At 60.8% G+C, this 20,015-nt stretch carries 19 protein-coding genes; 10 read left to right on the plus strand and 9 right to left on the minus strand.

Annotated features, from left to right (window positions below):
* Positions 1–191: 191 nt before the first annotated feature.
* The 6 genes from CQ009_RS04890 to CQ009_RS04915 all read left to right on the plus strand — a co-directional run bounded on the left by CQ009_RS04890 (position 192) and on the right by CQ009_RS04915 (position 6,306).
* On the plus strand, positions 192–1,514 hold the full coding sequence (locus tag CQ009_RS04890; RefSeq protein ID WP_008088041.1) for an MFS transporter: 1,323 nt from the start codon (positions 192–194) through the stop codon (positions 1,512–1,514).
* Positions 1,515–1,673: 159 nt separating this feature from the next.
* Positions 1,674–2,666, plus strand: a complete 993-nt coding sequence (gene araD1 / locus CQ009_RS04895; protein ID WP_105705044.1) for an AraD1 family protein — start codon at positions 1,674–1,676, stop codon at positions 2,664–2,666.
* A 9-nt stretch (positions 2,667–2,675) separates the two neighbouring features.
* Complete coding sequence (locus CQ009_RS04900) at positions 2,676–4,256, plus strand: aldehyde dehydrogenase (NADP(+)) (RefSeq protein WP_105705045.1); 1,581 nt, start codon at positions 2,676–2,678, stop codon at positions 4,254–4,256.
* 240 nt (positions 4,257–4,496) lie between these two features.
* Entirely contained in the window at positions 4,497–4,808 is a 312-nt protein-coding gene (locus CQ009_RS04905; RefSeq protein WP_064392966.1) for a DUF5629 family protein, read from the plus strand.
* A complete protein-coding gene (locus CQ009_RS04910) occupies positions 4,795–5,970 on the plus strand; it encodes a lactonase family protein (protein WP_105705046.1) in 1,176 nt (391 codons plus the stop codon). The genes CQ009_RS04905 and CQ009_RS04910 overlap by 14 nt, the downstream gene beginning before the upstream one ends.
* Before the next feature lie 156 nt (positions 5,971–6,126).
* Entirely contained in the window at positions 6,127–6,306 is a 180-nt protein-coding gene (locus tag CQ009_RS04915; RefSeq protein ID WP_026000548.1) for a hypothetical protein, read from the plus strand.
* Positions 6,307–6,578: 272 nt separating this feature from the next.
* On the opposite strand, the gene CQ009_RS29930 is transcribed toward CQ009_RS04915, so the two are convergent.
* Positions 6,579–6,737 carry a hypothetical protein gene (locus CQ009_RS29930; RefSeq protein WP_158262982.1) on the minus strand — a complete coding sequence of 53 codons (159 nt, stop codon included), beginning with the start codon at positions 6,735–6,737 and terminating at the stop codon, positions 6,579–6,581.
* A gap of 78 nt (positions 6,738–6,815) precedes the next feature.
* Here CQ009_RS29930 and CQ009_RS04920 point away from each other — a divergent pair, with 78 nt between their 5' ends.
* Both CQ009_RS04920 and CQ009_RS04925 read left to right on the plus strand, forming a co-directional pair.
* Entirely contained in the window at positions 6,816–7,028 is a 213-nt protein-coding gene (locus tag CQ009_RS04920) for a hypothetical protein (RefSeq protein ID WP_064392964.1), read from the plus strand.
* A complete protein-coding gene (locus CQ009_RS04925; RefSeq protein WP_105705047.1) occupies positions 7,025–7,282 on the plus strand; it encodes a hypothetical protein in 258 nt (85 codons plus the stop codon). Before CQ009_RS04920 ends, CQ009_RS04925 begins: the two co-directional genes overlap by 4 nt.
* 134 nt (positions 7,283–7,416) lie before the next feature.
* On the opposite strand, the gene CQ009_RS04930 is transcribed toward CQ009_RS04925, so the two are convergent.
* The 3 genes from CQ009_RS04930 to CQ009_RS04940 are packed head-to-tail and all read right to left on the minus strand — an operon-like array spanning position 7,417 to position 12,880.
* Complete coding sequence (locus CQ009_RS04930) at positions 7,417–8,001, minus strand: glutathione S-transferase (protein WP_105705048.1); 585 nt, start codon at positions 7,999–8,001, stop codon at positions 7,417–7,419.
* On the minus strand, positions 7,998–11,639 hold the full coding sequence (locus tag CQ009_RS04935; RefSeq protein ID WP_105705049.1) for an AAA family ATPase: 3,642 nt from the start codon (positions 11,637–11,639) through the stop codon (positions 7,998–8,000). The genes CQ009_RS04930 and CQ009_RS04935 overlap by 4 nt, the downstream gene beginning before the upstream one ends.
* Positions 11,636–12,880 (minus strand): exonuclease SbcCD subunit D C-terminal domain-containing protein, encoded by a 1,245-nt coding sequence (locus tag CQ009_RS04940; RefSeq protein ID WP_105705050.1) that lies wholly within the window; start codon positions 12,878–12,880, stop codon positions 11,636–11,638. Before CQ009_RS04940 ends, CQ009_RS04935 begins: the two co-directional genes overlap by 4 nt.
* 228 nt (positions 12,881–13,108) lie before the next feature.
* Between CQ009_RS04940 and CQ009_RS04945 the strand changes: the two genes are divergently transcribed.
* Together CQ009_RS04945 and CQ009_RS29755 are read left to right on the plus strand one after the other, a co-directional pair.
* Positions 13,109–13,489, plus strand: a complete 381-nt coding sequence (locus CQ009_RS04945) for a hypothetical protein (RefSeq protein ID WP_064392959.1) — start codon at positions 13,109–13,111, stop codon at positions 13,487–13,489.
* A 73-nt stretch (positions 13,490–13,562) separates the two neighbouring features.
* Positions 13,563–13,955, plus strand: coding sequence for a hypothetical protein (locus CQ009_RS29755; RefSeq protein WP_146117523.1), 393 nt, complete (start codon positions 13,563–13,565; stop codon positions 13,953–13,955).
* A 179-nt stretch (positions 13,956–14,134) separates the two neighbouring features.
* On the opposite strand, the gene CQ009_RS04950 is transcribed toward CQ009_RS29755, so the two are convergent.
* Genes CQ009_RS04950 through CQ009_RS04970 form a run of 5 tightly spaced genes read right to left on the minus strand, consistent with a single transcriptional unit; the run spans position 14,135 to position 20,012 of the window.
* Complete coding sequence (locus tag CQ009_RS04950) at positions 14,135–15,772, minus strand: BatD family protein (protein WP_105705051.1); 1,638 nt, start codon at positions 15,770–15,772, stop codon at positions 14,135–14,137.
* Complete coding sequence (locus CQ009_RS04955; protein ID WP_105705052.1) at positions 15,769–17,505, minus strand: tetratricopeptide repeat protein; 1,737 nt, start codon at positions 17,503–17,505, stop codon at positions 15,769–15,771. Before CQ009_RS04955 ends, CQ009_RS04950 begins: the two co-directional genes overlap by 4 nt.
* Positions 17,502–18,581: a VWA domain-containing protein gene (locus tag CQ009_RS04960; protein WP_105705053.1), complete on the minus strand. Its 1,080-nt coding sequence runs from the start codon at positions 18,579–18,581 to the stop codon at positions 17,502–17,504. The genes CQ009_RS04955 and CQ009_RS04960 overlap by 4 nt, the downstream gene beginning before the upstream one ends.
* On the minus strand, positions 18,574–19,071 hold the full coding sequence (locus CQ009_RS04965; RefSeq protein WP_095050116.1) for a DUF4381 domain-containing protein: 498 nt from the start codon (positions 19,069–19,071) through the stop codon (positions 18,574–18,576). Before CQ009_RS04965 ends, CQ009_RS04960 begins: the two co-directional genes overlap by 8 nt.
* The gene (locus CQ009_RS04970) at positions 19,068–20,012 is read right to left on the minus strand and encodes a DUF58 domain-containing protein (RefSeq protein ID WP_008088002.1); all 945 of its coding nucleotides are present in this window, start codon (positions 20,010–20,012) and stop codon (positions 19,068–19,070) included. The genes CQ009_RS04965 and CQ009_RS04970 overlap by 4 nt, the downstream gene beginning before the upstream one ends.
* Between the last annotated feature and the right edge of the window lie 3 nt (positions 20,013–20,015).

Here is a 20,015-nt window from a genome sequence, read left to right on the forward strand (position 1 = left end):
TCGATTCTCTTATTGTATGACTATAGTGTTCCAGCTACGGCCTAATCTAAGCGCAAAATCCTGCGTTTGGAAGTGTTGTTGGTGAATTAGTATTACTATATAGTCGTTTTCGACGGAGGGATGGCCCTGACGGTTTTCCGTGAGAGGCGTCCCCCGAGGTTCTATAAAAACAACAATCGGAGACCGATCTCATGAGCCAGGAACTGCGGCTGATACGGCGCATAACGCTGAAACTGATTCCCTTCCTGATCCTGCTGTACCTGATCGCCTATGTGGATCGCTCCGCCGTCGGCTTCGCCAAGCTGCACATGGGCGCCGACATCGGCATCGGCGATGCGGCTTACGGCCTCGGCGCCGGGCTGTTCTTCATTGGCTACTTCCTCTTAGAAATCCCCAGTAACCTGATGCTCGAACGCTTCGGCGCACGACGCTGGTTCGCGCGGATCATGATCACTTGGGGCGCCATCACTATCGGCATGGCCTTCGTCCAGGGCCCGCACAGTTTCTACGTGATGCGCTTTCTGCTCGGCGCGGCCGAGGCGGGGTTCTTCCCCGGCGTTCTCTACTACATCACCCAATGGTTCCCGGTGCGCCATCGCGGCAAGATCCTTGGGCTGTTCATCCTCTCGCAACCGATTGCGATGATGATCACAGGTCCCGTTTCCGGCGGTTTGCTTGGCATGGACGGCGTTCTCGGTCTGCATGGCTGGCAGTGGCTGTTCATTGTCATTGGCACCCCGGCGATCCTGCTGACCTGGCCGGTGCTGCGCTGGTTGCCGGACGGCCCGCAGCAAGTGAAATGGATGGATCAGGCCGAGAAAGACTGGCTCACCGGCGAGCTGAAAAAAGATCTGCAGGAATACGGCCAGACCCGTCACGGCAATCCGCTGCATGCGCTGAAAGACAAACGTGTGTTGCTGCTGGCGCTGTTTTACCTGCCGGTGACGTTGAGCATTTATGGCTTGGGTTTGTGGTTGCCGACGCTGATCAAGCAGTTCGGTGGCAGCGATCTGGTCACCGGTTTCGTCTCGTCGGTGCCGTACATCTTCGGGATCATCGGATTGCTGATCGTACCGCGCAGTTCTGACCGCTTGAATGATCGCTACGGGCACCTCGCCGTGCTTTATGTGCTGGGCGCGATTGGCCTGTTCATGAGCGCCTGGCTGTCGTTGCCGGTGGCGCAACTGGCGGCATTGTGCCTGGTGGCGTTCGCGCTGTTTTCCTGCACGGCGGTGTTCTGGACCTTGCCGGGGCGGTTCTTTGCTGGTGCGAGTGCGGCGGCGGGGATTGCCTTGATCAACTCGGTGGGGAATCTGGGCGGGTACATCGGGCCATTCGTGATTGGCGCGTTGAAGGAGTACACCGGCAATTTGGCTTCCGGCCTGTATTTCCTGTCGGGCGTGATGGTGTTCGGCTTGATCCTGACCGGCATTGTCTACCGTGTACTGGAACGCAAACACGTCCTGCCGGTTGACCAATTTGCCGCCAGCGCCCGCGGCGCCACCCGAACCTGAAACCCAACCACCAATCACCACTAAACCTGTGGGAGCTGGCTTGCCAGCGATGACGGCGGCACATCCAACATCAATGTGTCAGACAGATTGCCATCGCTGGCAAGCCAGCTCCCACAGGGTTTTGCAGTGTTTCGAAGTTTTGTAGACAGGAGAGGACATATGCATCTGGTTCAATTCGAATTAAGCAACCGCGAACGCCGCGTCGGCGTGGTCGACAACGGTCTGGTGCGCGAAGTGCAGGACGCCCGCACAGTGCGCGATCTGGCACTCGCCGCCATCGAGGCCGGCAACACCCTTGAGCAGCAAGTGCAAACCCTCGGCCTCGGCATCAGCCATGACTACGCCGAACTGCTGTCGCAACTGCGCATCCTGCCGCCACTCGACCACCCGGATCCGGCGCACATGTTGATCAGCGGCACCGGCCTGACCCATCTGGGCAGCGCCTCGGCGCGGGACAAAATGCACCAGCAAGCCGGCGACGAAGCGACGATGACTGACACCATGCGTATCTTCAAATGGGGCGTGGAGGGCGGCAAACCGGCGGCGGGGCAGGCCGGTGTGCAACCAGAATGGTTCTACAAGGGCGACGGCAGCATTGTTGTCCGTCCAGGCCAACCCTTCCCGGTACCACCGTTTGCCGAAGACGCCGGTGAAGAGCCGGAAATGGCCGGCCTGTACCTCATCGGCAACGACGGCAAGCCCTATCGACTGGGCTTTGCGGTTGGCAACGAGTTCTCCGACCACGTCATGGAACGCAAGAATTACCTGTACCTCGCACACTCGAAACTGCGCAGTTGCAGCTATGGTCCGGAACTTCGCACCGGTGAATTGCCTCAACATCTGGCAGGCAGCAGCCGCATCCTGCGTGACGGCGAAGTACTTTGGCAGAACGAGTTTCTCAGCGGCGAGGCGAACATGTGCCACAGCCTCGCCAACCTCGAATACCACCACTTCAAGTACAGCCAGTTCCTCCGTCCCGGTGACGTACACATTCACTTTTTCGGCACCGCGACCCTGTCGTTCGCCGATGGCATCCGCACCCAACCGGGTGACGTGTTTGAAATAAGCCAGGCCGAATTCGGTGCGCCGCTGGTCAATGGCATCGTCCCGGTCCCAGCGGCTTATGAACCGGACAGCATCGGCACCCTTTAAGGAGATCCCATGACTCAGATTCTCGGTCACAACTACATCGGCGGTCAGCGCAGCGCCGCTGGCAACGTCAAACTGCAATCGGTCGACGCCACGACGGGCGAACAGCTGCCACACGATTTCATCCAGGCCACGGCTGAAGAAGTCGACGCCGCTGCCAAAGCTGCCGCTGCCGCATACCCGGCCTATCGCAGCCTCAGCGCCGAACGTCGCGCGCAGTTTCTCGATGCGATTGCCGATGAGCTGGATGCCCTCGGCGATGACTTCGTTGCCGTGGTATGCCGCGAAACCGCATTGCCGGCCGGACGGATTCAAGGCGAGCGCGGGCGTACCAGCGGGCAGATGCGTCTGTTCGCCAAAGTGCTGCGCCGGGGCGATTTCTACGGGGCGCGGATCGATCAGGCGCTGCCGGATCGTCAGCCATTGCCACGCCCGGATCTGCGCCAATACCGCATCGGCCTCGGCCCGGTGGCGGTGTTCGGCGCAAGCAATTTCCCGTTGGCATTTTCCACCGCTGGCGGCGACACCGCCTCGGCGCTGGCCGCCGGTTGCCCGGTAGTGTTCAAGGCCCACAGTGGTCACATGGCCACGGCTGAACTGGTCGCCGATGCACTGATCCGCGCCGCTGAAAAAACCGCCATGCCGGCCGGCGTGTTCAACATGATTTACGGTGGTGGCGTCGGTGAGTGGCTGGTCAAGCATCCGGCAATTCAGGCAGTCGGCTTCACCGGTTCGCTCAAGGGCGGTCGGGCACTGTGTGACATGGCCGCAGCGCGCCCACAACCAATCCCGGTGTTTGCCGAGATGTCGAGCATCAACCCGGTGATCATCTTGCCGCAGGCCCTTGCCGAGCGTTCGGAAACCGTCGCCCGCGACCTGACCGCTTCGGTGGTGCAGGGCTGCGGTCAGTTCTGTACCAATCCGGGTCTGGTGATCGGCATTCGTTCGCCAGAGTTCAGCGCGTTCGTGCAGCAGGTTGCGGGTTTGATCGGTGATCAACCGGCACAAACCATGCTCAACGCCGGCACTCTCGGCAGCTACGGCAAAGGCTTGCAGAAGCTGTTGGCACACGCCGGTATTGAACATCTGGCAGGTAATCCACAGCAGGGCAATCAGGCGCAGCCACAGTTGTTCAAGGCCGACGTGAGTCTGCTGATCAATGGCGATGAAGTGCTGCAGGAAGAAGTGTTCGGCCCGACCACGGTGATTGTCGAAGTGGCGGATCAGGCGCAACTCAGTGCGGCATTGCATGGCCTGCACGGGCAACTCACTGCGACTATTATTGGTGAGCTGGCGGACTTCGAGCGCTTCGCAGAACTGACACCGCTGCTGGAACAGAAGGTCGGGCGGATCCTGCTCAACGGCTATCCGACCGGTGTCGAGGTGTGCGATTCGATGGTCCATGGCGGGCCGTATCCGGCGACATCCGACGCACGCGGCACCTCGGTCGGTACGCTGGCCATCGACCGCTTCCTGCGCCCGGTGTGCTTCCAGAATTACCCGGACAGCTTGCTGCCCGAGCCGCTGAAAAATGCCAACCCGCTGCGCATCCAGCGCCTGGTCGACGGAAAGCCCTCGCGCGACGCCCTCTGACACGCTGCCCCTGTAGGAGCTGCCGAAGGCTGCGATCTTGATCTTCCTCTCGGGATCGTTCCCACGCTCCGCGTGGTAACGCAGCCCGTGACGCTCCGCGTCACTGGACGCAGAGCGTCCCTAGAGGCGTTCCCACGCTGAGCGTGGGAACGATCAGATCGCAGCCTTCTGCAGCTCCTACAGGGGGAGTGTGCTTCTTGAGCTATCATTGCCGGTTTCCCCCTGAAAGACTTTACTGCCATGACTGCCCAAACCCTTCTCAACGCCCTCGAACACTGCGGTATGGTCGAAATCGACGGCCTGCATGCCTTCGAATTCGCCCTTGACGAGGACGATAACCTGCACATCGAATGCATCGATGGCCGAGCGGCCAAGCATTGGGAGTTCACCCCGGCTCAGGTTGCAGCGGCAACGTTTGATGACTCCCTGCAAAGCTGGCTGATCGTCGGTTATTTCAATGAAACCAAAGCGGTCGGCGAACACCGCCTGGTCTGCCACGGCGATGTAGTCAGCAGCAGCGACGATGAGGATGACACTGATGAAAATGCGTAAATTCTGGCCGCTGCTGATGGCCGGCAGCGTCGGTGCCATGGGCCTGTCCACGGCTTCCGCAGAAAGCTTCCAATTGCTGGTCGGTTCCTACACCGCCGGCACCAGCCAGGGCATCTATCGAATGAACTTCGACAGCGCTACGGGCCAGATCGACGCGAAACCGTTGCAAGTGGTCAAAAGTGAAAACCCGTCCTGGCTGACCCTGTCCAAAGACCAGCAGCGCCTGTTTGTGGTCAACGAAAACGGCCCGGGCCAGGAAGACCCGGTCGGTCGCGTCAGCAGCTATTCGATTGATCCGAAAACCCACACGCTGACCCTGATCAATCAAGTGCAAAGCCTGGGCAACGAGCCGACCCATTCAAGCCTCAGCGCTGACGCCAGCCACTTGTTCGTCAGCAATTATTCGGTGATGGAAGATCCGGGTGGAACGCTGGCGGTATTGCCGGTCGGTGCCGACGGCAAACTCAAACCTGTCGTGCAGATGAGCGCGCACCCGGCCAGCCGGATCAATCTTGAGCGCCAGGCCTCCAACCACGTGCACTCGACGGTTTCTTCGCCTGACGGCCGCTACGTATTCTCCAACGATCTGGGCGCGGACAAGGTTTTCGTCTACCTGTTCGATCCGAAGGCCAACCCGGACTTGCCGCTGACGCCGGCGATGACCGCCGCAGTGCCCTTGCCGGCCGGCAGCGGCCCGCGTCATCTGCTGTTCAGTGCTGACGGCAAGCACGCCTGGCTGACCATGGAAATGAGCGCGCAGGTCGCGGTGTTCGACTACCACGACGGCGTACTGACGCAAACCCAACTGGTCGATCTGGCCGCCGGTCAGCCGACCTCGGACAAGGCCGGGGCGGCATTGCACACGTCTGCCGATGGCAAGTTCCTTTACGTCAGCAACCGTGGCACCGCCAATCAGCTGGTGGTGTTCAGCATCGATCCGGCGACCGCGCAGCTCAAAGAGCTGCAAAAGCGTTCGGTTGAGGGTGATCACCCGCGTGAGTTCAGCCTCGATCCAAGTGGCAAATTCCTGCTGATCGCCAACCAGAAGAGCAACCAGATTGTCGTCGTCGAGCGCGATGCCAAGACCGGTCTGCTCGGCAAAACCGTGCAGAAACTGCCGATGGACGCGCCGAGCGACCTGAAGTTTCTGCTGCGACAATAAGCCACAGGCCCCGGTTTACGGGGCCTGTCTGCTTGTATTAATTGCACTGATATCGGCTAACGTTACAAAGCATTTCAGGCAATCAACCCTCGAGCGTTAAGTTTGCTTCACAGCCCAACCGGGCAAGCAAGCCAACCGAACACGAGGGTTACCGCCATGAACTTCAATCTCTTTTCCGTGATTGCCGCTTCCGCCATCTCTGCCACCGTGGTACTGCCAGCCGGTGCCAACGTTGAAATCGCCAGCAAAAAATCCCACACCCAGAGCTACACCCAGAAATACCTGCAACAGAGCGCCAACTTCTACGCCGCACTGGATCACAAAGCCCAACACTGAACGCCTGCACCGAACTCCCCTGTAGGAGCTGCCGAAGGCTGCGATCTTGATCTTGCCCTGATCGTTCCCACGCTTTGCGTGGGAATGCCTCTAGGGACGCTCTGCGTCCAGTGACGCGGAGCGTCACGGGCTACATTCCCACGCTTTGCGTGGGAATGCCTCTAGGGACGCTCTGCGTCCAGTGACGCGGAGCGTCACGGGCTACATTCCCACGCTTTGCGTGGGAATGCCTCTAGGGACGCTCTGCGTCCAGTGACGCGGAGCGTCACGGGCTACATTCCCACGCAGAGCGTGGGAACGATCGGCAAAAGCAAAATCAAAAGATCGCAGCCTTCGGCAGCTCCTACGTTTTTGCGCAGGTTGATCAGCGTCATAGGGTTTTTCAAACACGCAGATAGACTGGCTAAATAATCAACGAAGCTGATGTTCACTATGGCAAACCCTGAGTGGTTACCCCGGCTTTTTTGATTGATTCTGTGGACATCGAAACATGCCCACGGGAGAACACCATGGCCAGCGCAATTATCACTTCAGCCAAACGCGGCGCCTACCTGGCCATCGGTCTGTACCTGGCCGTGGTGCTGGTCGTCAGCATCGCCTCGCAGATGGAACACACGTTCGACGCACCGATCGACGTCGCCCACCCCGGCATCCAGTTCGAAGTCCGCTCGCAGAGCGTGATGGTCGACCGGGCTGAACTCGCGGGAGTCGGCGGCGCATGAAAGGCTACAGACTTTGGGTAGTTGCCGGTTTGGCGTTCTTCACCAACGGCGCTTCATTATTGGGTATCGGCCAAGGCTCGGTAGGCGCACTGGCCCGGGCCATAGAGGCCAACCACAACATCGCGCACAACATTGAACGGGCGAATACGCTGGGGCTGATGGCGGGGAATCCACCGGTGAAGGCCGCCGCCAATTTCCTCGGCCCCTTCGAAGTGGATTGCATGGCACTCGGCATGTGCAACGCGCTGGCGTAAAGCGCTTGACTGATCGTTCCCACGCTCCGCGTGGGAATGCAGCCCCGGACGCTCCGCGTCCGATTGGAACGCAGGGCGTCCCTTGAGGTATTCCCACGCAGAGCGTGGGAACGATCAACGCAGGAAGGTAAGGGTTATTTCTTCATGATCGAGGTGAAGAGGTCGGATTCGAGGAAACGCTGCAACCAGGCTTGTAAGCGAACATAAGGCGTCTGCGCAAACCACTCACGATCGACATGCGCAAACTGCCGAACAAACGGCAGCAGGGCGATATCCGCCAGACTCGGATGATCCGCCAGCAAATAATCGCGATCCTGCAGCAACCCCTCCAACCGCTGCAAATACACCGCGCCCTCAGCCCGATAAAACTCCATCGGTTGCTCCGGATAACGCTCGGCATACTTGTAGCGATTGAGATGCACCTTGAATCCCTGATCATTGGCTTCGATCAGCTCGGCAATCCGTGAATCGCCATCAAGCAACCAGTCCTGCGGATCATTCTGCGCCAGTGCCCAGTGCATGATCTCCAGGCTCTCATCGATCACCCGCCCACCGGCATCCAGCACCGGCACCGTACCTTTGGGCGAGATCGCCAGCATCTCCGCCGGTTTGGCCTTGAGGCTGACTTCAACGATGTCCACCGGCACGCCCGAATAGCGCAGGGCCATCCGCGCCCGCATCGCATACGGGCAGCGGCGGAAGGAATACAACGTGTTCATTTCACCTCCAGTGTGCTCAAACCGTTGCCCTGACGCTGCACCTGAATCTGCACGGGAATCCGTTCGTGCATTTCCTGCACGTGGGAAATCACTGCGACTTTTCGACCCTGGGCCTGCAAGCCATCGAGCGCATCCATCGCCAGTTGCAACGACTCCGGATCGAGGCTGCCGAAGCCTTCATCGATAAACAGCGATTCGATTTTCAGCGTGCTCGAGGCCATCGATGCCAAGCCCAAGGCCAGCGCCAGCGACACCAGAAAGGTTTCGCCGCCGGACAACGAATGCACCGAGCGCAGTTCGTCACCCATTTCCGTGTCCATCACCAGCAGGCCAAGCATGCTGCCGCCGCGCTTGAGGCGATAGCGTTTGACCAGTTGGCGCAGTTGCACGTTGGCGTGATGCACCAACAGGTCGAGGTTGTAGGCCTGGGCAATCTTGCGGAAAGTGTCGCCAGTCGCGGAACCGATCAAGGCACTCAGCCGCGCCCAGCGTTGATACTCGGCGTAGGCGTCGGCGATTTGCTGGGCCAGTGCCTGATTGGCGTTCTGCCGACGTTGATCCTCGACTTGCTCGGCGCGCAGTTCGGCGCACTGCTGTTCGCTGACAGTGAATTGGTTTTGCAGGTCAGCCAGAGCTGTAGCGAGTTGTTCGGCGTCGAGATTGCCGTTGCTTTGTGCCTGATGGTCGAGCAATAACCGCTCACGCTCCTGCAACAGGACCGTGGCCTGCTCGATGGCTTTTTCGTTCTGTTGCAAGCGTTGACGCAGTTCGCCGAGTTGCGTGTCATCGACCCGCAGCAAGTCTTCGAGGCCTCCGTCATCCAGCTCGGGGTGACGCGCACGCCAGTCGGCAATCTTGCTCGCCAGATCCTGTTCTTCGCTTTCCAGCGCCTGCAAGCGTTCTTGCTGCGCCTTGAGTTCAGCGGCGATCTGCACAAGTTGCGTGCGCACGCTTTGCAGCTCCTGCGCGGTGTTGGCTTCTGCGTTGCGTGCCTGTTCCACCCGCTGCTCAAGCTGCTGCTGCCACTGTTCGGCGCTGCTGTGCTCGCCAAGCAATTGCGTGAGTTTCTGCTGGCAGATTTGCTGCTGATCGGCCAACGCGGTGAACTGCTGCTGCGCCGTCTGCGCTTGCACGACTCGGGTCTGCTGACGATCCTGTTCTTTTTCCAGGGTCTGCTGGCGTTGTTGCTGCTCGCTCAATTCTTCCTTTTGCTGATCGACTTGCGCCAGGCGTTCGGCGATCTGCCGGTCGAGCTGCATGAAGGTAGCCGCCGGTTCCTGGCGCAGGGCTTCAAGGGTGTCGGCCGGGAGCAGGGTGGCGAATGCCGTCAGTTCTTCGTCAAGGCGCTGGTGGTCGCTGCTCAGTTCGCGTTGCTGGTTGCTCAGCTGTTGCGCGGCCTGCTGATGCGCCGTTTCGGCCTGACGCAATTGCTGGGTCAGACGCGCGGCATCCTGTTGCAGGGTGAGCAGGGCGCTCTGGCGTTGTTCGTCCTGAGCGATGCTCTGGTTCAGTTGCTCATGTTGCCGGATCAGCCAGGCATCGCGCTTGTCGGCGTCCTGATTGAACAACTGCGCGGCCAGCGGATGCGCGTCGAGGCTTGGCGCGAGTGCTTGCTGCTGAGTCGTCAGTTGTTCCTGCTGTTGCAGCAGCTCTTTCTGCTGAGCAATGACCGCCCCCACGTCGGCCCGCAATTCGCTGAGTTTTTCCTTGAGCTGATCGACCACTTGCTGCGCGTTGGCCTGTTCGCTTTCATCGTGACGACCAAGGCTTTGCAGCAGTGCTTCCGGCTGGTGATACGGATGCTCATTGCTGCCACACACCGGGCACGGCTGATCATCCTGCAACTGTGCGCGCAACTCTTCGACACTGGCACTGCGCGCCAGCCGCTGGCGCTCAAGCAGCTCGCGGGTGACGTTGAGGGTTTGTTCGGCGACGGTCAGTTCGGCTTTGCTTTTCACCCCGTCCTGGGTCAGGCGTTCGCGCTCCTGCTGGGCGCTGAGCTGACGCTGTTGCAGTTCGCTGCTGCGCTTGTCCAGATCCTGTTGCGTGGCCCACAGGCGTGACAAGTCTTCAAAGGCGCGCAGTTGTTTGCGGTTGTCCTGCAGCAGCGTGCCGAGGAGGCCGATCTGTTCGGCGACGGCGTCGGGTTCGGCGCCGGCTTCTTTGAACAACACTTCCAGTTGCTGTTTCTGCGTGCTCAATGTATCGGCGCTACGGGCGGCGTTATCTTCCAGGCTCGCCAGCTCGGCCTGACCCTTGTTCAGGCGATTGCCGATCAGCATCAGTTGTTGCAGACGATCACGGTAGGCATTCCACGCGTCGCTCAACGGCGCCAGATGGGCACTTTGCTCAAGCTCAGCGGCGATGCGTTGCAGACGTTCGCCGACCTGAGTCTGTTGTTCCTGCAAAACCTGTATGGCCTTCTGGCCTTCGGCGCAGCCGGTTTGTGCACTGTCTCGGGCTTCAGCGGCAGCCGCCACATCCTTGCTCAGGCGGGCGAGGGTGCTTTGCTCTTCAAAGGCCTGACGCAACAGCGGCGCGTTCTCCCCTTGCCGTTGCTGCGCTTGGCTCAGAGTGACTTTTGCCGCTTCGAGGGCTTGTTCAAGTTGCGTCTGGCGCTCAGTCAGTTCTGTGTGTTGCTGCGTGTGCGCGGCTATTTGCGCAGCCAGTGGCGTCAGCAGCGCATCGAGCTCGGTTTTCCGCGCGAACTGGTGCCGCTGCGGGCCGAGCTGTTCGAGTCGTGTCAGTTTCACCCGCTCGCCGGCCAGACTGTCCGATTGCTGCCGTGCACTGTGCAGTTGCTCGGTGGCGGCCTGTTGCGCGTCCTGCAATACGCGCAAATCCTTGAGCCAGCCGTGCTGTTGCTCAAGTTGTTTGAGCTGCGCCTGCTGCAACTTCAGTTGTTGCTGCGCGGCGTTGAAGCGCTCATCCAGTTCCGCTCGCGCCTCGGGTGGCAACGGGGTGACGCCGGTGGCTTGATCCTGCAGCAACTTGTGCGCTTCGCGAGCCTCTTTGGTCTTGTCGAAGGCGCGACGGCCGAGGCGGGTATACAGCGCGGTGTCGGTGAGTTTCTCCAGCAGTTCGCTGCGATCGTTGTCGTCCGCTTTGAGGAACGCGCTGAACTCGCTCTGCGCCAGCAGCACGGCGCGGGTGAACTGTTCGAAGTTCAGACCCAGTGCCGCTTCCAGCTGGGTTTTGTATTCGCCTTTCTGGCTGGCGAGCAGTTGATCCTGATCGATGTCGCGCAGGCTCTGACGACTGGCTTGCAGCTTGCCGCCTGCCTTCTCACGCGCACGATTGGCTTCCCAGCGCGCCCGATAGCGTCGGCCATCGACACCGACAAAATCCACTTCGGCATAGCCTTCACCGGTGCCGCGCCGCAACAGGGTGCGCGGGTCACCGGTGGCGATTTCGCCGTCGGCATCGGGGACTTTGGCGTCACGCCCGGTGTTGTTCAGGCGCGGCACGGCACCGAACAGCGCCAGACACAAAGCATCGAGCAGGGTACTTTTGCCGGCGCCGGTCGGGCCGGTAATCGCAAACAGCCCAGCGCTGGCCAACGGTTCAGCGGTGAAATCAATTTCGAACGGACCGGCCAGCGAGGCGAGGTTCTTCAAGCGAATGGCGAGAATCTTCATGGCTGCTCACCCTCCAGTTGTACGTCTTGCAGCAGTTCGGCGAAGTCCTTCAGCGTTTGCTCATCGACCTCGTTGCCGTAGTTGTCGAGCCAGGCGCGGCTGAACAGTTCCTGCGGCGTCAGTTGGTCGAGTTCGATCAGTGTGGTGCCTTCCTCCTCGCCGTCAGCGCCACGTTTACCGGCGTATTCGGCGGCAATGCGCACCAGCCGCACGGCTTTGCCTTGCAGGGCATTTTCCACTTGATGGCGCAGGTCTGGCTGCGGCTCGTCGAGGATCACCCGCACTTCCAGCCACGGCTGACGCTGGGTTTCGGCAAGCAGATCGACGTTCGGCAGGTCTGCCAGTTGCAGCAGGATCTCGGCCAGCGGTGCCGGGCCGATACGTTGCAGATTGACCGAACGCGGGATCAGTTTCGGTTCGACGCTGACCAGGGTTTCGCCATCGAGGCTGATATCGAGAATCTGATGCTGATAGCCGATCTCAGAGAACGACAACGGAATCGGCGAACCGCTGTAGCGAATGCGTTCTTCACCGTTGACCTTCTGCGGCTTGTGCAAATGGCCGAGGGCGACATAGCTGATGCTTGGCCCGAAGAGACTGGCGGGCAGGGCTTCGGCATTACCGATGATCAGACTGCGCTCGGAGTCTTCCGATACCGAGCCGCCGGCCATGTGCGCGTGGCTGATGGCAATCAGCGCCTGGCCGGGTTTGCGCTTGGCGTTGGCCGCTTCGATCAGCCATTCATGCACCTGACCGATGCCACGCAGATAGTTGTCGCCCAAATGCGCGCCCGTCACTTCCGCCGGGCGCAGGAACGGCAGCGCCAGGCACCACGCGGCAATCTCGCCTTGTGCATTGGGCAGCGGCAGCAGTAGACGTTCGGCATCGAGCTGGCCATCGTCCAGCCACAACACCCGGCCCAGCGCGTGCGTGCGCAAACGGCGCATCAACGGCGCCGGCAGCTCGATACGCGAGCCGGAATCGTGGTTGCCGGCAATCATCACGATGGTCAGCAGCGGTTGCTGTTCGTGAGCGCTGACGATGAAGTCGTAAAGGCGTTCCTGCGCTTTGACCGGCGGATTGACCGTGTCGAAAATGTCACCGGCGATCAGCAGCACATCCGGCTGCGCCAGTTGCAGTTGGCGCAGCAGCCATTCGAGGAAGCACGCATGCTCGAAATCGCGCTCCTGGCCGTGCAGGTTTTGCCCAAGGTGCCAGTCGGAGGTGTGGAACAGACGCAAGGTGGACTCCGCTACAGAATGAGTTGATGGCCACGGATGGAGCGCGCGGCGAAAAGGGGAGAGTTTACAGATTATTGCGCTGGGAGGGCTTGTCCGGGAGGAGGACGCGCGTATCACGTCGATTGCAAAAATTGACGGCCTGATATCCGCTGCCTACCATCGCGCCACTATATTGATATCGTTTTCGCTGGTGCGAATCGCCGCTGGTTGAACCGGAGTAGAAGAGAAATGCGCGTTGAAAGCTTGTTCAATCAGGCCAGAGGGATGGTCAAAGGGCTTTATTCTCACGCGATGGATGAGCTCGGGTTTCGTCCCGAGCAAGCGTTTGCCTATGCTCAGGATGAACTGGAGCGCCTGATGCGCAAAGACGCACCTGGCCCCAATGCAATCCTGCAGACGGCGATTTATATGGAAGGTCTCCGGCGAGGCCTGAAGTTATCGAAAGACAGCCCCTACGCGGTTGATATGTTGGGTATTTTGATCGATACGTACGGGCAGTGCAGCGTTGAGAGTCTGGCCGAAGCCGGGGCCGATGACGAAGAACTGAAAGCCATTCGGTCGGACATGGACACCGTGCGCAATGTGTTTCTTTCTCAAGAGCTACGGTGAGTCAAAAGACAGCGCTTGAATAGAAAAAGCGTTGGCTAATGCTATGTGACGCTACTTTGATTGGGGAGTGGTAATGAAAGTTGGCGCTTGTGTTGACTTGCAAGGGTGGCTGGTAATTATAAATCATAGATTGTTCCTCGTTCCGGAGAACTACTGCGAAAACTATGAGGAGGGTGATCGCTACGAGATTTCAAGGCCGGAGATAATATTTGCAGTTGCAGAGCTGGTTCTTCCACTCGGTGGAGGGAAGAGCTTTATATTTCACAGGTCGAAATTGTCGGGAATCGTGGTAGGCGACTCTCCGACCAAAATAGATCCCGTGTCTCTGTCTGTTGAGGAGAGAGGGCGTGGATATATTTGCATAGATGTTGCAGCTGCTTCTCTAGATAGATACAGAGAGCGATATGAGGATTTTTGTGAAAAGGGGCGTTCGGTTAATTCAAATGACTGGTTGGATTATTCATAAGAATGTAATCGTCTGTCCTCTGGAAATGACAGGTAAACTTTAAACCTGCGCATCAATCTGCGTGCCGCCGATTGCCTTTGGTCTTTTTTGATCTTTAGCAAAATCAAAAGATCGCAGCCTTCGGCAGCTCCTACAGAGATATGTGTAGAAGTTGCCAAAGCCTGCGATCTTTTGATCTTTTACTTCGGATAAAGCGGTGGCAGGCCACTGTCGCCCACTGGGTCGTGTACGCGCTCAGCGGTCGGAATCGTGCGGATCGCTCGCCACAAATCTTCACCTTGCCAATGCTGGCCGGTTTCGCTGTAAAGCGCGCCGTTGAGCCCGTCGAGGGCGTCCGACAAGGGCACAAACCGCGCCGCCATGTCCGCCAGGGTTTCCGGCTGTTGACGCGCCCACGCATCCAGCGCCTGCCGCGTTGCTTGCGGATCGTTGGCCTGGCTCGCGCGCTTGATGTCATCCATCAAGGTGCGCGGGCTCGGGCCGGTTTGGGCGGCGCGATGTACCGCCGGTTGCCAGCGCGCGCGCCACCAGAGGCCGAAGCCGAGCAGGGTGGTGCAGGCGAGAATCAGCGTGCTGAGCTTCCACCACCACAACACATCGTTATCGACGACACTCGGTTGCAGCGTACCGGCCGGCGTATCGACCTGCAGGCTCGGGTTGTTCGCCACTTGCAGGGTGCGTGCGGGCAAGCTGCTGTGTTCCAGGTGATCTTCGAAGGTGTTCCACCACACCACGTCGACCGTCGGCAGGTCGATTGCGCCGCTACGGCTGGGCACCAGCGCTTCGCGTTCTTCGCGAGTGCCGACCAGGCCGCGGTCGGTGCTTTGATTGCTCAGCACCGGTTGATCGGGGTAGCGGCGCAAACCGTTGACGTCGGTGGCGGGCAGCACTGGCAGTTGCGAACTGGCGAGACCTTCGACTTTCAGGGTCAGGCTGCGGGTCAGCGAGTCGCCCACCTGCGTGTGCTCCGGTTCCGGATTCCAGCTTTCGCTCAACGTCAGACTGCGCGCGGGCAGCCATGGCGCATCGACGGGGTAGGTCAGGGGTTTGGGTTTGACCGTCAACGGGATGTCGGCAGAACTGACACGCATCAGTTTGCCCGGCTTCGGCCCTTGTGCGCTGACGTCCGGGGACGGTTGAGGATCGACCAGCGTGGCGCTGAACGTTTGCGGGGCAATGGTCAGCAAGCCGCTGTGCTGCGGGTAGATTGCATAACGCATTTCGATCACGCCGTGGCGCACGCCGTTGATGTCTTTCTCGTACGTTCGCGTATCGCCCAGTTGCTCGATGCGCGCATCGGCGATCTGCAACGGGGTCAGGCTGCTGTCGTCGTACAGCGACACCGAATGGTAGATGCGCAACGTCAGGATCGCCTGGGCCTGCACATAGACGCTGGACTGATCGAGACTGGCTTCGATGAACACCGGATCGAGGCCGTTGTTGTCTTCGCGGGTAGCGCTTTCAACCACTTGCACGGTGATTGGCTGGCTCTGCACATCGCCCATCTGCAACGGCGGAATCACCACGCTGCCGTTCTCTTTCGGCAACAGCGTGATGATCCAGCGGGTGGTCGCGCGGTTGTCGCCATTAAGCGTGTTCAACTGGTTGACCTGGCGCGTGCCACGCACTTCGAACAGCGGCTCCAGCGGGGTCAGGTCAGGTTTGCCGAACTGGGTGACGTCGCTGGTTTCGAGCGTGAGTTCGACCGTCTCGCCGGAGTTCAGGCGACTGCGATCCACGCTGGCGGTCAACTCGGTCGCCTGGGCGGTGGCCGTGCAGATCAGCAAGGGCAGCAAGAGAGCGGTGAAACGGGTCATCGAGTGTTTTCCTGATCCTGATGTTGTTGCTGTTCGTACCAGAATTTGCGTCGCAGCAGTTCGCCCGGGTCATCCGGGATCTTGCCCAGCCATTGCTCCAGTGCCTGGCGTTGTTCGCCTTCGAGGTTGTCCTCGGTGGGGCGCAGGGTGGGCGCGGTGTCGGTTTCTTCTTCCTCGTCGCTGCCCGGAATCTCATTGGGGCCCGGTTGCGGCGGCGTGGTCGGCGGTGGTTCGCTGGCCGGTTCGGCGGGCTGCGTGTCGCCCTGGGTTTCGCTTTTCACCGCAGGCGGCGGCGCGGTAGCGGGTGGCGGTTCATCGCCGGGCAGACTTTGCTCGGTCGGTTTCTGTTCCGGCTCAACGGGCGGCGGGGTGTTTTTCTGCTTCAGCAGGTTCTCCACCAGGGCCTTGTTGGTCTGTGCCGGGCGCAGATCCGGTTGCAGTTCCAGCGCCTGCTCGTAGGCATCGATGGCTGCTTCCAGCTCACCGCTTTTCGCCAACGCGTTGCCACGATTGTAGTGGGCGCGGGCGTCGCTGCCCTCGGCAAAGCGCTGGGCGGCGCCACTGTAGTCGCCAGCCTCGTACAACGCCACCCCTTGCCACTGATGATCGTCGAAATGCTGCGCGGCTTCGGCCGGGCGCTTTTGCTTGAGCAAATGCAGGCCCTGTTGGTCCGGGCGCAGCCACAAATCTTCGAAGTCGAAAGCGTAGCTCGGCTGTGGCAGGCACAGCAGCAGCGGCAGGCAGAACAACCAGCCGCGACGCCCAGCGCACGCAGCGAGCAACAATAGTGGCAGCAGCAGCCAGTAACCCTGATCGGCCCAAGTGTCCAGGCGCACGGTCTGGCCATCGTCTCGCAAGCTGCGCGGGCCATTGAGCAGGCCGAGGGCGCCGAGGTCGGCTTCGTCCAGTCGTGCCGGGTGGTAGTCGCCGCCGACACTGTTGAGGAAGGCGCTCAGGCCGGGGCTGTCGAGCTGCGGCACACGGATTGCGCCTTGCTCGTCTTTAAGGAAGCTGCCGTCCTCTTGAGCAATCGGCGCACCTTCAGCGGTGCCGACGCCAAGCATCAACAATTGTGCGGATTCACCACTGAGCGCACGACGAATGCCTTGGCGTTCCTGTTCATCAAGTGACGAGCCGATCAACAGAATCCGCCCCTGACCCAGTGCGCCTTGCTTCAACAAGGCCAGCGCTTTGCTCACCGCCAGATCGGCGCGATGACCGCTCTGCGGCATCAGCGATGGCTTGAGCGCATCAAGCAGGTTGCGACTGGTCGCCAGGTCATCCGACAACGGCACCAGCGTGTGCGCGCTGCCGGCGTAAACGACGATGGCGGTCTGCGCATCGCTGCGCGCCTGCAACAGGTCGAACAGCTTGCGCCGCGCCTGTTCCAGTCGCGTCGGCGGCGAATCGGTGGCGAGCATTTCCGGGGTCAGTTCGAGCACCACCACCAAGGGATCGGCAGGTTTCTGACTGGTCTGTTCAACGCGCTCCCAGCTCGGCCCGAGCAGCGCCAGAACGGTCAGCAACCAAGCCACGCCGAGGGCGATCCACGGCAGTTTGCTGTCGCGTCCGTTGCCGCCGCTGAGCAAAGTGGCGTGGAACGCCGGCGGCAGAATCATCTGCCAGCGCCCGGCGCGTTTCTGCCGATGCCAGAGCTGCCAGATCAGCCAGCCGAGCAGCGGCAGCAGCAACAGCCACCAAGGACGGAACCAGTGCGGCCAGAGCGCGATCATCGGCGCCTCCGCAGACGCAGGCGCTTGAGACGCTCGCGCCAGTCAGGCAGCGGACTTTGCAGATACAGCTCCTTGCTGAACAGGCGTTGCAGCGGGTTATCCGGCCACAATTCGCGGGCGACCAGCAGCAGGCTCAACCACAGCGCCAGTGCCAGAGGCCAGTGATACAACGCCTGAGCCGGGCGTGCCTGAGTCGGTTGCTGGGTCACCGGTTCGAGCTGGTCGAGGGTGTCCTTGATCGCTTGCAGTTCTTTGCCGTCGTGCGCACGGAAGTATTGGCCACCGGTGACTTCGGCGATGGCCTTGAGCGCAGGTTCGTCGAGGTCCAGGCTCGGATTGACGCCGAGCAGACCGGTCGAACCGCTGTCTTCCGGATTGGCGCCGATGCCGATCGGATAGATTTTCACGCCTTCGCTGGCGGCTAATCTGGCTGCGGTCAATGGATCGATTTCACCGCCATTGTTGGCGCCGTCAGTCACCAGAATCAGCACGCGGCTTTGCGCCGGGCGCATGCGCAGGCGTTTCAGGGCCAGACCGATGGCATCGCCGATGGCGGTGTTCTTGCCGGCAATGCCGATCCGCGCTTCGTCGAGCCAGACGCGCACGGTGTGGCGGTCGAAGGTCAATGGCGCTTGCAGGTACGCTTGGCTGCCGAACAGGATCAAACCGACGCGGTCGCCGTCGCGGCTTTCAAGGAAATCGCCGAGCAGATGTTGCACCAGTGTCAGGCGACTGACTTCTTCGTCCTGCCACTGCATATCGGGGAAATCCATGGAGCCGGACACGTCCACCGCCACCAGCAGATCGCGGCCACTGGCGGCAATCGGCAACGGCTCGCCGAGCCATTGCGGGCGAGCGGCGGCAGTCAGCAGCAACAGCCACAACAGCATGAACGGCGCCTGTTGACGCCACGCCGGCAGATTAGCCCGGGCGCGACGGCGGGCGAGGCCTTCGAGGTCGGACAGAAAGCTGACTTTCAGCGCCGGTTCGCCGCTGTCGGCCACCGGCAGCACAAGGCGCATCAACCACGGCAGCGGCAACAGCGCAAAGATCCACGGCCAGGCGAACTCAAACATGTTTGCGAATCCACGTGTCGACTGCTTGCGTCAGGCCGGCGATGGCCTTGTCGTCGAGTTTGCATTCCGGTTTGTACGCGCCTTCGACCAGCACCATCCAGCGCGTCAGGCCCGCCGCTGGGCAGCGATTATCAAGGAACGCCAGCCATTTACGCCCGTTGAGGGTGTGGCTCTGGCTGTACGGGTAGTGGTTGCGGCACAGGCGTTTGAGCAGGCCATTGAGTTGTTGCAACCAGGCACCGGCCGGGGCGCCGTCGTAGGGCTTGGGCATTTGCGCGAGTTCGGCGAGGGCGGCGATGCGCACCGGGTCGAGCGGCTGTTCGGCGCGTACGATCGGGCGTTTCTTCATGGGAATGAAACGGCGCAGGCGCCATACGGCGAAACCCAGCAGCGGCAGCAACAGAAGCAGCAGCCACCAGCCCGGCGCCGGTGGCCAGAAGGCAATGGGTGGCGGCGAGATCAGCGGTTGCAGTTGTTCGAGGCCGTTCATCGACCTTTCCCCGGACGCTGCGGATTGAGGAATTCGCGCATCTGCTCGACCATTTCGCTTTGCGTGCTCAGCGGCATCAGCAACACCCGCAGTTTTTGCGCGAGCAGTTCCCAGCGGGCGATGCGTGCTTCGGCCTGGGCGCGATAAGTCTGGCGCAGGTCGAAATTCAGCGTGTCGAGTTCCAGTTGTGCGCCGCGCTCGGCAAACCTCAGCAGGCCGGCAGCGGGGAGGGCATGATCCAGCGGATCAGAGATGGGCAGCATCAGCAGATCGCAATGGCGCGCCAGCAGGCTCAGCTGTTGCTCGGCGCTGTCGGACAACGCGCGTTCGTCACAGATCACAATGGCCAGGCTGCCGGGGCGCAGCACTTCGCGGGCGCGGCGCAGGGCCACGCCAAAGGCATCGCGATCCGGCTCACGCTCGGTGTGCAGCGACTGATTGACCTTCACCAGACGGTTGAGCAGTTGCAGCAGGCTTTGCTTGCTGCGTCGTGGCTTGATTTCGTAATGCTCGTTGTCACCGAATACCAGTCCGCCGACCCGATCGTTGTGGCCCAGCGCGGCCCAGCCGATCAGCGCCGCCGCTTGCGCCGCCAGTACCGATTTGAACATCAGCCCGGAACCGAAAAACAGCCGCGTGCTTTGCTCGACCATGATGAAAATCGGCCGTTCGCGTTCTTCATGGAACAGTTTGGTGTGCGGCTCTTGCGTGCGCGCCGTCACGCGCCAGTCGATGGTGCGCACGTCGTCGCCGGCCTGATAGACCCGCACCTGATCGAAGTCGACGCCGCGACCACGGAATTTCGAGTGATGCAGGCCGATCAGCGGGCTGCGCTGACTTGGCGTGGAAAACAATTGCACTTCGCGCACCCGATGACGCATCTCGATCAGCTCGGCGAGGCTGACGCGGATGCCCGGTTCGGACGGCAGGGGGGCGTTCATGGG

The sequence above is a fragment of the Pseudomonas sp. MYb2 genome (assembly GCF_002979955.1).
In the GTDB taxonomy this organism is placed as follows: domain Bacteria; phylum Pseudomonadota; class Gammaproteobacteria; order Pseudomonadales; family Pseudomonadaceae; genus Aquipseudomonas.

Coding starts and splice junctions, on each gene's coding strand:
- CQ009_RS04890 (WP_008088041.1), top strand. CDS start 192: ATGAGCCAGGAACTGCGGCTGATACGGCGCATAACGCTGAAACTGATT.
- araD1 (WP_105705044.1), top strand. CDS start 1,674: ATGCATCTGGTTCAATTCGAATTAAGCAACCGCGAACGCCGCGTCGGC.
- CQ009_RS04900 (WP_105705045.1), top strand. CDS start 2,676: ATGACTCAGATTCTCGGTCACAACTACATCGGCGGTCAGCGCAGCGCC.
- CQ009_RS04905 (WP_064392966.1), top strand. CDS start 4,497: ATGACTGCCCAAACCCTTCTCAACGCCCTCGAACACTGCGGTATGGTC.
- CQ009_RS04910 (WP_105705046.1), top strand. CDS start 4,795: ATGAAAATGCGTAAATTCTGGCCGCTGCTGATGGCCGGCAGCGTCGGT.
- CQ009_RS04915 (WP_026000548.1), top strand. CDS start 6,127: ATGAACTTCAATCTCTTTTCCGTGATTGCCGCTTCCGCCATCTCTGCC.
- CQ009_RS04920 (WP_064392964.1), top strand. CDS start 6,816: ATGGCCAGCGCAATTATCACTTCAGCCAAACGCGGCGCCTACCTGGCC.
- CQ009_RS04925 (WP_105705047.1), top strand. CDS start 7,025: ATGAAAGGCTACAGACTTTGGGTAGTTGCCGGTTTGGCGTTCTTCACC.
- CQ009_RS04930 (WP_105705048.1), bottom strand. CDS start 8,001: ATGAACACGTTGTATTCCTTCCGCCGCTGCCCGTATGCGATGCGGGCG.
- CQ009_RS04935 (WP_105705049.1), bottom strand. CDS start 11,639: ATGAAGATTCTCGCCATTCGCTTGAAGAACCTCGCCTCGCTGGCCGGT.
- CQ009_RS04945 (WP_064392959.1), top strand. CDS start 13,109: ATGCGCGTTGAAAGCTTGTTCAATCAGGCCAGAGGGATGGTCAAAGGG.
- CQ009_RS29755 (WP_146117523.1), top strand. CDS start 13,563: ATGAAAGTTGGCGCTTGTGTTGACTTGCAAGGGTGGCTGGTAATTATA.
- CQ009_RS04950 (WP_105705051.1), bottom strand. CDS start 15,772: ATGACCCGTTTCACCGCTCTCTTGCTGCCCTTGCTGATCTGCACGGCC.
- CQ009_RS04955 (WP_105705052.1), bottom strand. CDS start 17,505: ATGATCGCGCTCTGGCCGCACTGGTTCCGTCCTTGGTGGCTGTTGCTG.
- CQ009_RS04960 (WP_105705053.1), bottom strand. CDS start 18,581: ATGTTTGAGTTCGCCTGGCCGTGGATCTTTGCGCTGTTGCCGCTGCCG.
- CQ009_RS04965 (WP_095050116.1), bottom strand. CDS start 19,071: ATGAACGGCCTCGAACAACTGCAACCGCTGATCTCGCCGCCACCCATT.
- CQ009_RS04970 (WP_008088002.1), bottom strand. CDS start 20,012: ATGAACGCCCCCCTGCCGTCCGAACCGGGCATCCGCGTCAGCCTCGCC.